Raw genomic sequence first — 12,581 nt, 5'->3', positions numbered from 1 at the left:
CCTATTTTAATGCGACTAGTTTAGTGGCAACTTCTGTTAAATTAGATGCTATAATTTCAGGTTTTTCAGCTAAAGGGTATAATTGCGCTCCTGGTCTGCTAATAAAAGCACCTCTCCAATTTGCCCAAAGTGCACCAGCGATATCCCAGCCATGTGCAGCAATTAATAAACATTCGCTAGGCGAAACGCCCATTTTTCGTGCTGCCCAATCGTATGCATCTGTATGTGGTTTAAACTTTCCAATATCTTCAATACTTAATCTTTCGTCAAAAAAATCAATTAGTCCAGCATTTTCAAATTGTGTTTGTACACCTTTATTTGAGGAGTTCGTAAATGATACTAGTTTATAACCAGCATTTTTTAATTTTTGAAGCGCTGCTTTTACTTCTGGATGTGCAGGTAAAGATCGGATTGGCCCTAAAATTGCTTGTTTTCCTTCTTCTTCAGATAAAGTAATATTATGATTTGCAGCTACCATTTGTAGGGCTGCAGCACCTATTACACCAAAATCATTGTACTGTCTTCCTACTGTTGTGACTAAAGAGTATTGTAGCATGGTTGTAAACCATAACGGTAATAGGTCACTTCTGTTTCCTAATACCTTACCAACACTTTCTTTCATTGCAGTTAGGTCTAGTAAAGTTTCGTTTACGTCAAAAAATAATACTTTAGGTCTTGTGTTCATCTTTTCTGTTTTTATTGGATTTTCTAATGAAGAAGCAAATGCTAAGTGTGGAGCAGCTAAACCTACCATAGTAGCTTTTTTTATAAAATCTCTTCTGTTGTTTTTTTCTTTTTTCATGTTTTATATTTAAAAACATACCAAAAGGTATGTTTTGATTTAAAAAAAATTAAGTTTTTAGTTGTTCTAGGTATACTGTGAGACCTAATATGTATTCCTCTAAAATATCGTCATTGGTATACAATTTACGAATACCTCGAATACCTTCAAAAGCACTAATCAAGTAGGTCGCAACTGCTTCACTTGAAATATCTTTTTTTATAGTATTTTCTTTTTTTCCTCTTTCTATTAATTGGATTAAAGCTTTTTTCCAATCTTCAATAATATTTCTTAATGCTATTTGGTATGCTATTTCATGATCACCAATTTCATTTATGAAATTATTCATTGGGCAACCATGTTGTTTATCATATACGGGAAAAGATTTTAAACGCTCTAAAAAAGTAGTTTCTAAAATATCAATAGTATTGCCAGATTTAAATAATGGTAATATCATACCTTCACAAACCCTTTTTTCTAGTTTGAAACTAATAACAGCAAGACCAAGTTCTTTTTTGTTTTTATAGTGATGATAGAATGCACCTTTAGTTAATTTTGTTGCTTTCATTATTTTATCTACACTAGTAGTTTTAAAACCATTCTCATAAAACAGTTTAAACGATTCGTTAAGAATAGTTTGTTTGGTGATTTCCGATTTTAAATCTTGTTGCATGGTACAAAGGTATGTAAAAAAATACTAGTTAGTATGTTTTTGATTTTTATTTAACAATTGTAACTTTTATTTGTTTTTAATTGGAATAATATTGAAAGTTGCTATTAAAACTAAATGTATTATAAATTACTTTCTTTCGTAGGTTAAAAACGAAAACTCATAGTCATGATTTTCATCTTTTACATGATAGGTATCGTTTGTTTTTTTCCAGATTTTAGTATCAATTTCTGGAAAGAAAGTGTCTGCTTCAAACTCTTCATGAACACGAGTAATTTCTATTTTATCTGCTAAATGCATGGCTTGTTTGTAAATTTCACCTCCACCAATAATAAAGGGTTGTAAGTCGGTTTTAGCAATTTCTATAGCTTTCTCAATAGAATTTACAACAAGGACACCTTCAGGTGCTTGGTAGTTTTCTTGTCTAGAAATAACAACATGAGTTCTGTTAGGTAATGGTTTAGGGAAACTTTCAAAGGTCTTTCTTCCCATAATAATATAGTGGCCTGAGGTTAAAGCTTTAAAACGTTTTAAATCATCACGTAAATGCCAAATAAGTTTGTTGTCTTTACCAATAGCATTATTTTCTCCTGCTGCTACAATAATGGTTAAATTTTGTTTTTTTAGTGCTAAATTTTCATTAAATATTTGACTTTTAGCAATATGAGGTGCCTCGTTTTTAAGGTTTTCTTTTAATTTTTCAATACGTTCTTGTTGCTTATTAACTAGTTTTTCTAGTTGTTTTTGTTCCCAATCTTTTCCCATAAAAGTTTGAAACAAAAAAACATTTAAAAAATGCCAGAATAATAATATAAACCAAAATGCTATTATTACAATGGACCATGGTAGTGTTGCTAAAGTAAATTCGTCTGCTAAACCTAAACCAACATTAAAAGTGTATAGTATTAAACCAAAAATAGCAAAAACGATAACATGTGAATAAAAACGTTTTTTTTGTTTTATTCTACGTTGCGCATTTTGAATGAGCTGTAATTGCTCTTGGTCTATTTGGGGTTTGTTTTTCTTTTTACCAAACATGATGTTACATTTAAAAAGTAAAGTTACTTAATCATTTATTTAGAATTACCGCAAACGTTTTAGTTTGATTTACAGTATTTTATATTGATTTTACAATTGTTATATTCTTTAAATACAAGTTAGTTTTATATGAAATCAAGATTTTTAAAGAGTAATTTTTAGTAATAAAATAATAATTCAAAATTAGGTATTTATTTTTTTGATACCTCTAACTTTCTTATTTAATTTTGAACTTGTTAAAACAATAATATTATGGCAATTAAGAAACAATTTTTAAAAAGTAAACCAGTTTGTAAAGTAACATTTACAGTTCCTGCTAAAGAAGCAAATGAAGTTTTAGTAGTTGGAAACTGGAACAATTGGGATGAAAAAGCTGCGCCTTTAAAAAAATTAAAAAACGGAACATTTAAAGGGACTGTAAACTTAGAAAGTGGAAGTTCTTACGAATTTAAATATGTTGTTGATGGACAATGGCAAAACGAAGAACAAGCCGATTCTTTTGTTTGGAATGAATTTGCTTCATCTGAAAATAGTGTAATTAATTTGTAATACTTATCAGTAAAATTAAAAAGGTGTATTCTGAATAGGAGTACACCTTTTTTTTTAATTTATTTTTAAAAGATTACCTATTAAAAATATATAGTCATTAATATTTTAAACGGAACAGCAACAGGCTTTCCATTTAAATAACCTGGTTTTTTCATTTTTGGAAGACGTTTCAATAGTTTAATAGCTTCTGCAGCAATTTCTTTTTTATGCGCTTTAGCAGTTATATTTTTAGTCTTACCTTTTTCATCTATAATAAATTCTACTAAAAATTGAGTGGATTCTTCTTGAGGAAATAATTTATCTGCAAGTTCATAATTAAAACTTAATGTAATGAAATTCATTATTTTTTCGGTAGTACAGCTTTTTAATCCTTGATAATCTAGGTTTTCACTACAGCTTCTATATACGGGAAAACTTTCTGCTTTATTGGTTGTTTCTTGAGAAAAAGCGTCTAAACAGAGGGAAATAGTAATTAATAGAAATAGGTTTTTCATTAATAATTTAAATTAGACGGCAACAGTTCCTTTAATATGTGGGTGCGGATTGTAGTCTTCAAGTGTAAAATCTTCAAATTTAAAGTCGAAAATGTCCATAACATTTGGATTGATTTTCATTTTAGGAAGCGGTCTAGTATCTCTAGATAATTGTAATTCTAATTGTTCGTAATGGTTGCTGTAAATATGTGCATCTCCAAAAGTGTGAATAAAATCTCCAGCTTGATAACCGCAAACTTGTGCCATCATCATGGTGAATAACGCATACGAAGCAATGTTGAAAGGCACACCTAAAAAGATGTCTGCACTACGTTGGTACAGTTGGCAAGATAATTTACCATCTGCTACATAAAACTGAAAGAATGCATGGCAAGGAGGAAGAGCGGCTTTACCATTAGCAACGTTTTCTGAAAAGGATTTCGTGGTGTCTGGTAAAACGGAAGGGTTCCAAGCAGAAACCAACATACGTCTGCTATTTGGGTTGTTTTTTAAAGCGTGAATAACTTCTTTTATTTGGTCTATTTCATCATCATTCCAGTTTCTCCATTGGTGCCCATAAACAGGACCTAAGTCGCCATTTTCGTCTGCCCAAGAATTCCATATTTTCACACCATTTTCGGTAAGATAGTTAATGTTTGTATCTCCTTTTAAGAACCAAAGCAATTCGTAAATTATAGATTTTAAGTGTAGTTTTTTTGTGGTTACCATGGGGAAACCTTCACTTAAATCGAAACGCATTTGGTGTCCAAAAACACTTTTTGTACCTGTTCCAGTTCTGTCTCCTTTTTCGTTTCCGTTTTCTAAAACGTGTTGTACTAGGTCTAAATATTGTTTCATAGTATTTTCCACGAAAGTGGAAATCTCATTAAATTAAACTTGATTTTATTTGCAGTTAGAATTTCTAAAAATAAATACCTGAACTGCGCTTTATATGACATAAAAAGCGATGCTAAAATAAAAAAAAGCACCAAGTTTTGTTGCTTGATGCTTTGGTATATTATTATAAAGTTATTAACGTTTTTTATAGGAAATTTACTTTCTATGTTAGTAGGTGTTTTTTACCCTATTATCATTCCAGCGATAGTAGCAGACATTAACGATGCTATAGTACCACCAATTAAGGCTTTCATTCCAAATTCGGATAAGGTTTTTCGCTGTCCAGGAGCAAGAGATCCAATTCCACCAATTTGAATACCTATAGATGCAAAGTTTGCAAAACCACATAGCATATAGGTTGCCATTATAATAGACTTGTTATATGTTAAATGAGTTGCGCTTGCTACATTTTTTAAGTCTGCTAATTGTATATAACCAACAAACTCACTTGCTGCTAATTTGATACCTAAAAGTTGCCCCATTAAAGTCATATCTTCTGTCGCAACACCTATTAACCACATTAATGGAGCGAATATATAACCAAGAATAAGCTCTAAGGATAAACTCTGGTATGCTGTATTTGCAGCAATCCAAGTGTTAATTGTAGTAACATCTCCAACCCAACCTAGAATTCCGTTAAGCATTGCAATAAAAGCTACAAATACTAAAAGCATGGCACCTACATTTACAGCAAGTCGTAACCCTTCTGTGGTTCCATTAGCAATAGCATCTAGAATATTAGAACCAATTTTTTCGGAGGAAACACTAACATCGGTGTTTATTTCTTCGGTTTGAGGATATAATATTTTTGAAATTACTATAGCGCCAGGAGCAGCCATAACAGATGCAGCTAGTAAATGTTTTGCGAATTGTAATCTTAAAACAGGATCGTCTCCACCAAGAAAACCAATGTAAGCAGCTAATACAGCTCCTGCAACAGTTGCCATACCACCAATCATAACCAGAAGCATTTCCGATTTATTCATTTTCTCTAAATATGCCTTGATAAGTAAAGGAGCTTCGGTTTGTCCAAGGAAAATATTTCCAGCAACACTTAGACTTTCTGCACCAGAAATTTTTAAAACTTTGGATAAAACGATTCCGAAAGCTTTTACTACTTTTTGAATAATTCCTAAATAGAAAAGGAGTGAGGTTAAAGCAGAAAAGAATATGATAGTTGGTAGTACTTGAAATGCGAAAATGAACCCGAAAGTATCCATATCTACGACTAAGCCTTCAAATAGGAATTTACTTCCTGCTCTTGTGAAATCTAGTACGCTTACAAATAAACCGCCAATCCATTCGAATATTTTTTGAACAAAAGGAACTTTTAAAACGCCTACAGCAATAATAAGTTGAAACGCTAATCCTAAACCTACGGTTTTCCAGTTAACCGCTTTTTTATTACTACTAAAAAGGAATGCTAAAACAATTAGGGAAACCATTCCTAAAAGTCCTCGCCACAAACTTTGCATCGAGAAACCTTGACTCTCTATAATACCATCGCTTACTTCTGTAGTGTTAGTAATAGCTATATTCTCTTTTTCTTTAGCAGCTGTAAAAAGAAAATCTGTGTTTTTTTCTGTAAAAACTAAAGTAGAATCTGTATGCTCTTTAATCTTGTAACGTCTTATAGTATCGGTTGGTTGGTTATAGTAAAAAACGAGTAAGCTGTTTTGATGTATATAATCACCAGAAGCATTTGTTGTATTAAATTCGCCTTGATTTAGTTCTAAGGTTTCAAAACTATTGTTTTGGTTGTTTGCTATCCATTTTTTTTCAAGGTCTTGAGCACTAGTTGTTGAAAGTCCAAAAAAAATAGCTACAATAGCTAATACAAAATTTCTCATGTGTTGTTGTTTATTTAACGTTTAGAGATTTCATCTCTTATATGTGCTGCTTTTTCATAGTCTTCATTAGCAACTGCTTCGTCTAACATATTGTGTAATTCGTCAATTGTTTTACTTGCAAAGGTCTCGTTTGGAGATGTCGTTTCTAATTCTTCTGCAACTAAAGCATCTAAAAGGACATCATCTTCAATGTTTTTTTCTTCGCTTTCTGGATTTACTTTTAAATAAATTCCAGCTTTATCTAAAATGTTTTTATAGGTAAAAATTGGAGCTTGAAACCGCAAGGCTAATGCAATTGCATCACTTGTTCTGGCATCAATAATTTCTTCAATTTTATCGCGTTCGCAAATTAAACTAGAATAGAAAACGCCATCTACTAGTTTATGAATGATTACTTGTTTAACAACAATATCAAATCTATCGGCAAAATTTTTGAATAAATCGTGAGTGAGTGGTCTTGGCGGACGAATTTCTTTTTCTAAAGCAATGGCAATAGATTGCGCTTCGAAAGCACCAATAACTATTGGGAGTTTTCTGTCTCCATCTACTTCGTTTAAAATCAATGCGTAAGCGCCATTTTGAGTTTGGCTATACGAAATACCTTTTATGTTTAACTTGACTAAGCTCATATTTAAAAACACAAAAGACTGTTTAAATTAGGACAAAACAAAATTTAAACAGTCCTTTTTAACAATACAATTTATAAAAAATATATTTATTGTTGTGCCTTAAAGGCTTTTAATTTTTCGATTAAAGCTGGTACAACTTCAAAAGCATCACCAACAACACCATAGTCTGCTGCTTTAAAGAAAGGAGCTTCTGGATCTGTGTTAATAACTACTTTTACTTTACTAGCGTTAATTCCTGCTAAGTGTTGTATAGCACCAGAAATACCAATAGCAATATATAAGTTTGAGGCTACCGGTTTTCCTGTTTGTCCTACGTGTTCGCTGTGTGGTCTCCAACCTAAATCACTAACAGGTTTAGAACAAGCTGTAGCTGCACCAAGTACATCTGCTAATTCTTCAACCATTCCCCAGTTTTCTGGACCTTTTAATCCACGACCAGCAGAAACTACTATCTCTGCATCAGCAATACTAACTTTATCACTTGCTTTATCTACCGATTGTACATTTACGGTGAAATCTGAAACTGTAGGAGTAAATTCTTCCGCAGCAGCGCTACCTGAATTTTCTACTAATCCAAAAGAATTGTTTGATACTGCAACTATTTTTACATCGGTATTAATAGTTGTCATATTAAATGCCTTATTTGTAAACGCTGTACGTTTTACTGTAAAAGGAGAAGTGCTCGAAGGAGCTTCAACCACATTGGTTGCGTATCCAGCTTGTAAGCCAACGGCTAATAATGGTGCTAAATATTTACTATCTGCACTGGAGCTAACAATAACTACTTTTGCGCTTTCTTTTTCTGCAGCTTGCTTTACTACATCTGCATATGCTTTTGCGTTAAAAGTATTTAATTGTGTGTTAGTAACGTTTAATACTTTATCTACACCATAGTTCCCTAAAGCACTTGCATCGCTAGTGTTAATGGTTACAGCTGTCACAGTTGTTCCCAATTGATTAGCAACTGCTTTTGCATAAGAAGCTACTTCTAAAGCTACTTTTTTAAATTTTCCTTGTTCTGATTCTGTATATACTAAAACTGACATGATACATATTTTTATTTGTCATTCCCACGAAAGTAGAAATCTTAATTATTTTTTTTGTTAACTTCAAAAGATCCCAAAGCCAGTTTGGGATAACTTAATTAGTAAACTAAATTACTTTAGCTTCGTTATGAAGTAGGCTTACTAATTCGTCTAAATTATCTGGAGCTACAAGTGTTACAGCACCTTTTGGGGCTGGTTTTTCAAATTTCACAGAAGTAGTTTCAGCTTCGGTTACAATTGGTTCTAAAACTTGTAACGGTTTTTTACGCGCCATCATAATTCCTCTCATGTTTGGTATGCGTAAATCGCTTTCTTCAACTAATCCTTTTTGGCCTCCTATAACTAAAGGTAAACTAGTAGTAACGGTTTCTTTTCCCCCATCAATTTCTCTAGTAGCAGTTGCATTTGTACCTTCCACTTCTAGACTAATACAGTTATTTACAAAATTAGCATTGGTTAATGCAGCTATCATACCAGGAACCATTCCGCCATTATAATCAATTGACTCACGACCAGCAATTACTAGGTCGTATGCACCATCTTCAATTACTTTAGCTAGTTGTTTTGCAACAGCAAAACCATCTACAGCTTCTGTATTTACTCTAATAGCCTCATCTGCTCCAATAGCTAAGGCCTTACGTAAAGTAGGTTCTGTTTCAGGACCTCCTACATTAACAACGGCTACACTAGCTCCTTGTTTTTCTTTAAACCACATGGCACGAGTTAACCCAAACTCATCGTTAGGATTAATAACAAATTGTACACCATTGGTATCAAATTTTGTATCTCCTTCAGTAAAATTAATTTTTGATGTCGTGTCAGGAACGTGACTGATACACACTAAAATTTTCATAATTATATAATTTAATTAAAATTGTATTTTTTGTAAAGCCTAGAACTATAACGATTTCGGATAAGAAATAACGGATTAATATTTTAGACTTTATTTTCTTGGCTACGAAGTTAATTATAATATTTTGAATATTTACTATGCGTGCATAATAAATTTTAAACAAATCTTTATTAGAAAGTTTTTCTTTTATTGCTATTTTTGTTTTTCATAATATTTATAATAGATGAAGACTATACAATTTAGAGAAGCTATTTGCGAAGCAATGAGTGAAGAAATGCGCAAAGACGAAAGTATTTACTTAATGGGTGAGGAAGTAGCAGAATATAATGGAGCTTATAAAGCTAGTAAAGGAATGCTAGATGAATTTGGTGCAAAACGTGTTATAGATACACCAATTGCAGAACTTGGTTTTTCTGGAATAGCTGTAGGTTCTACAATGACAGGAAATAGACCTATTGTAGAGTTTATGACTTTTAATTTTGCATTAGTAGGTATTGATCAAATTATTAATAACGCTGCAAAAATTAGACAAATGTCTGGAGGACAATTTAAATGTCCTATAGTTTTTCGTGGCCCAACAGGATCTGCTGGTCAATTAGGAGCCACGCACTCTCAAGCTTTTGAAAGCTGGTTTGCTAACACGCCAGGTTTAAAAGTAATTGTACCATCGAATCCTTATGATGCAAAAGGTTTATTAAAGGCAGCTATACGTGATGATGATCCAGTAATCTTTATGGAAAGTGAACAAATGTATGGAGATAAAGGAGAGGTGCCAGAAGGAGAGTATATTGTGCCTATTGGAGTTGCAGAAGTTAAGAGAGAAGGAACCGATGTAACTATTGTCTCTTTTGGTAAAATTATTAAAGATGCATATAAAGCTGCAGATCAATTAGAAAAAGAAGGGATTTCCTGCGAAGTTATAGACTTACGTACGGTAAGACCATTAGATATTAATACCATTTTAACTTCGGTTAAAAAAACAAATAGATTGGTTATTCTTGAAGAGGCTTGGCCTTTTGGTAACGTATCAACAGAAATTACATACCAAGTTCAAGAGAAAGCTTTTGATTATTTAGATGCTCCAATTGTAAAAATAAACACAGCAGATACTCCTGCTCCTTATTCACCAGTTTTATTAGCAGAATGGTTACCAAATAGTGACGATGTGGTAAAAGCGGTAAAAAAGGTAATGTATAAATAAAAACGAATTATTTTCGTTATATAAACTTCATTGGCAACATTGTTGATGAAGTTTTTTAGTATAATGAAATTTGAAGTGGACTAAATGAAGTATAAATTAATTCTTTTATTATTTTTTTTCGGAATTGTTACCGTTGTTGCACAAACTAAAGTTAGTGGTAAGGTGTATGATGAGTTTAACGAACCTGTAGCTTTTGCAAATGTCATATTTAAAGGTTCTTCTGAAGGTACAATAACCGATGAAAATGGAACTTTTTATTTAGAGTCTGATGCCACTTGGGATGCTGTGTTAGTTTCTTTTATAGGTTTTGCTACTTTAGATGTTCCTCTAGAAAAAAGAGTTAATTACGAACTTAATTTTGTTTTAAAAGAAGAAGCTGGATCCTTAGATGAAGTCGTAATTGTTACCGGTAAACAATCTAAAAAAGAATCGGAAAATCCTGCCATTGCAATCCTTAAAAAAGTTTGGGAACACAAACGAAAAAATGGATTAAAACAATTTAAACAATACGAATACGATAAATACGAAAAAGTAGAGTTTGACCTCAATACCATAGATAGCTCCCTCATTAAAAGCAAACTATTTAGAGGTATGGAATTTGTTTTTAATGAGGTAGATACCTCTCGAGTAACAGGAAAAACATACTTGCCCATTTTTATTAATGAAGCTGTAACTAAAGTTTACGGTGATAACTTAATTAATAAAGAAAAAGTAGATTTGTTAGGAAATAAAAATTCTGGTTTTAGCGATAATCAGGTCATTATAGATTTCGTAAATGATCTGTATTCAGAATTTGATATTTATGATAACTACCTCAAATTTTTCGATAAGAGCTTTGTGAGTCCAATATCAAGAACTGGAATTAATACCTACAACTACGTCTTATCCGATAGTACATATCGTGACAACAAATGGTGTTATAACATTATATATTACCCAAGACGTAAAAACGAACTTACCTTTAAAGGTGATTTTTGGGTTGCAGACACTACCTATGCAATTAAAGAAATTAATATGCAGGCTTCTAAAAGCGCAAACATAAACTGGGTAAAAGAAATTTATATAGAACAAGAATTTGATGTACTTAATGATTCTTTATTATTATTAAAAAGAGATTATTTTATGTCGGATTTCTCTTTTAATAAAAAGGAAGAAGCTCGAGGAGTTTATGGTAAACGTACTACTTTGTATGATAATTATGCGTTTAATAAACCAAAAGACGAAAAGTTCTATAATCAAGAAGTATATAACTACGATAAAGATATTTATAATCGCGAAGACGATTTTTGGGAAGAAAACCGAATGGAAGCCTTGAGTAAAGATGAAAAAGGTGTTTACAAAATGCTAGATACCTTAAAAACGGTTAAAAAGTTTAAACGTCTTTACAATGTTGGAAGCATTCTAGCTTCAGGATATATTGAAATGCCTAGTTTAAATTTAGATTATGGGCCCATTTTTTCCACCTTTGGTTTTAATGATGTAGAAGGTTTACGATTACGAGCAGGAGGAAGAACCTATTTTGGACAAAATGACCTTTGGCGTATTGAAGGTTTTGGAGCATATGGTTTTAAAGACGATAAATTTAAATATGGAATTTCTGGAAAAGTCCTTCTAGATAAGAAAAATAGATTTATTATTTCTGGTGGAAACCGAAGAGATGTAGAGCAAATTGGAGCTAGTTTAACGACTTCTACAGATGTATTAGGTCGTAGTTTAGCATCGTCGTCTGTGGTAGGGACTGGAACTAACGATAAACTTACCTCTATTAATCTAACGAGCCTCGCAATAGAAATGGAGCCGGTTAGAAACGTAGTTTTTAGATTAAGTGGTAATTATAGAACATTAGAGTCGGCATCTAAAACGTTTAGTTTAGATTATTATACAGACGAAACGCAAACAACTACCGAATCGGAAATCAAACAATTTGAAAGTGCTTTATCTGTTTCATATTTTCCAAAAAGAAAAATGACAGGTTATGGAGTAGAACGTAGAGAAGCTAATGATGGTTTTGCAAGAATATTTGCACAGGTTACTAGAGGAGATAAAGGCGTTATAAATAGTGATTTTGACTATACTAAGCTTCAGTTTTCCTACTTACAACCTTGGTCTGTCGGTGGTTTAGGAAGGTTATATACAACTTTAGAAGTAGGAAAAACATTTGGCGAAGTTCCATTAGGTTTATTAAGTGTGGTTCCAGGAAATCAAAGTTATTTTTCTATATATAATACCTTTTCTAATTTAGATTATTACGAGTTTGTAACAGATACCTACGCATCCATGCACATACAACATAATTTTAATGGTCGTTTTTTTTCTCGAATTCCTTTTTTGCGTAAGCTAAACTGGAGAGAAATAGTAGGATTTAGAGCTGTTGTTGGTGAAATTTCAAAAGAAAACAGAGCACTTAATGCTTCTGGTTTAGTTTATACAGCACCAAATAATAAAGCGTATTATGAATATAGTTTTGGTATAGATAATATATTTAAAGTGTTTCGAATCGATTTTAATTTTAGAGGAAACTATTTAGATAAAACGAATTATCCTGATGCAAGAAAATTTGGTATTACTGGTAGTTTCGGATTCAATTTTTAAGC

The 12,581-nt window shown here is 32.1% G+C and carries 12 protein-coding genes; 3 read left to right on the top strand and 9 right to left on the bottom strand.

Features of this window, described 5'->3' with window-relative positions:
• Window position 1: 1 nt before the first annotated feature.
• The 3 genes from Q4512_RS05115 to Q4512_RS05105 all read right to left on the bottom strand — a co-directional run bounded on the left by Q4512_RS05115 (window position 2) and on the right by Q4512_RS05105 (window position 2,489).
• On the bottom strand, window positions 2-802 hold the full coding sequence (locus Q4512_RS05115; protein WP_303422355.1) for a haloacid dehalogenase type II: 801 nt from the start codon (window positions 800-802) through the stop codon (window positions 2-4).
• A gap of 49 nt (window positions 803-851) precedes the next feature.
• The gene (locus Q4512_RS05110; protein WP_303422352.1) at window positions 852-1,454 is read right to left on the bottom strand and encodes a TetR/AcrR family transcriptional regulator; all 603 of its coding nucleotides are present in this window, start codon (window positions 1,452-1,454) and stop codon (window positions 852-854) included.
• Window positions 1,455-1,580: 126 nt separating this feature from the next.
• Window positions 1,581-2,489 carry a dihydrofolate reductase gene (locus tag Q4512_RS05105; protein WP_303422350.1) on the bottom strand — a complete coding sequence of 303 codons (909 nt, stop codon included), beginning with the start codon at window positions 2,487-2,489 and terminating at the stop codon, window positions 1,581-1,583.
• Between the two features lie 252 nt (window positions 2,490-2,741).
• Here Q4512_RS05105 and Q4512_RS05100 point away from each other — a divergent pair, with 252 nt between their 5' ends.
• A complete protein-coding gene (locus tag Q4512_RS05100; protein WP_303422347.1) occupies window positions 2,742-3,038 on the top strand; it encodes an isoamylase early set domain-containing protein in 297 nt (98 codons plus the stop codon).
• Between the two features lie 80 nt (window positions 3,039-3,118).
• Here the strand turns inward: Q4512_RS05100 and Q4512_RS05095 are convergent, their stop codons facing one another.
• From Q4512_RS05095 to Q4512_RS05070, 6 genes are all read right to left on the bottom strand, one after another.
• A complete protein-coding gene (locus Q4512_RS05095) occupies window positions 3,119-3,532 on the bottom strand; it encodes a hypothetical protein (RefSeq protein ID WP_303422344.1) in 414 nt (137 codons plus the stop codon).
• Window positions 3,533-3,544: 12 nt separating this feature from the next.
• Window positions 3,545-4,369, bottom strand: a complete 825-nt coding sequence (locus Q4512_RS05090) for a thymidylate synthase (RefSeq protein WP_303422342.1) — start codon at window positions 4,367-4,369, stop codon at window positions 3,545-3,547.
• Between the two features lie 221 nt (window positions 4,370-4,590).
• Complete coding sequence (locus Q4512_RS05085; protein ID WP_303422339.1) at window positions 4,591-6,258, bottom strand: NupC/NupG family nucleoside CNT transporter; 1,668 nt, start codon at window positions 6,256-6,258, stop codon at window positions 4,591-4,593.
• 14 nt (window positions 6,259-6,272) lie between these two features.
• Window positions 6,273-6,887 carry a bifunctional nuclease family protein gene (locus Q4512_RS05080; protein WP_303422337.1) on the bottom strand — a complete coding sequence of 205 codons (615 nt, stop codon included), beginning with the start codon at window positions 6,885-6,887 and terminating at the stop codon, window positions 6,273-6,275.
• 86 nt (window positions 6,888-6,973) lie between these two features.
• Window positions 6,974-7,933 carry an electron transfer flavoprotein subunit alpha/FixB family protein gene (locus Q4512_RS05075; RefSeq protein WP_303422334.1) on the bottom strand — a complete coding sequence of 320 codons (960 nt, stop codon included), beginning with the start codon at window positions 7,931-7,933 and terminating at the stop codon, window positions 6,974-6,976.
• A 106-nt stretch (window positions 7,934-8,039) separates the two neighbouring features.
• Window positions 8,040-8,786, bottom strand: a complete 747-nt coding sequence (locus Q4512_RS05070) for an electron transfer flavoprotein subunit beta/FixA family protein (protein ID WP_303422332.1) — start codon at window positions 8,784-8,786, stop codon at window positions 8,040-8,042.
• Window positions 8,787-9,009: 223 nt separating this feature from the next.
• Here Q4512_RS05070 and Q4512_RS05065 point away from each other — a divergent pair, with 223 nt between their 5' ends.
• Both Q4512_RS05065 and Q4512_RS05060 read left to right on the top strand, forming a co-directional pair.
• A complete protein-coding gene (locus Q4512_RS05065; RefSeq protein ID WP_303422329.1) occupies window positions 9,010-9,987 on the top strand; it encodes a pyruvate dehydrogenase complex E1 component subunit beta in 978 nt (325 codons plus the stop codon).
• Window positions 9,988-10,071: 84 nt separating this feature from the next.
• Window positions 10,072-12,579 (top strand): DUF5686 family protein, encoded by a 2,508-nt coding sequence (locus tag Q4512_RS05060; RefSeq protein WP_303422326.1) that lies wholly within the window; start codon window positions 10,072-10,074, stop codon window positions 12,577-12,579.
• Window positions 12,580-12,581: the final 2 nt, after the last annotated feature.

This window comes from Oceanihabitans sp. 2_MG-2023, assembly GCF_030547245.1.
Classification (GTDB): domain Bacteria; phylum Bacteroidota; class Bacteroidia; order Flavobacteriales; family Flavobacteriaceae; genus Oceanihabitans.
This window is presented reverse-complemented; position numbering and strand designations above follow the sequence as displayed.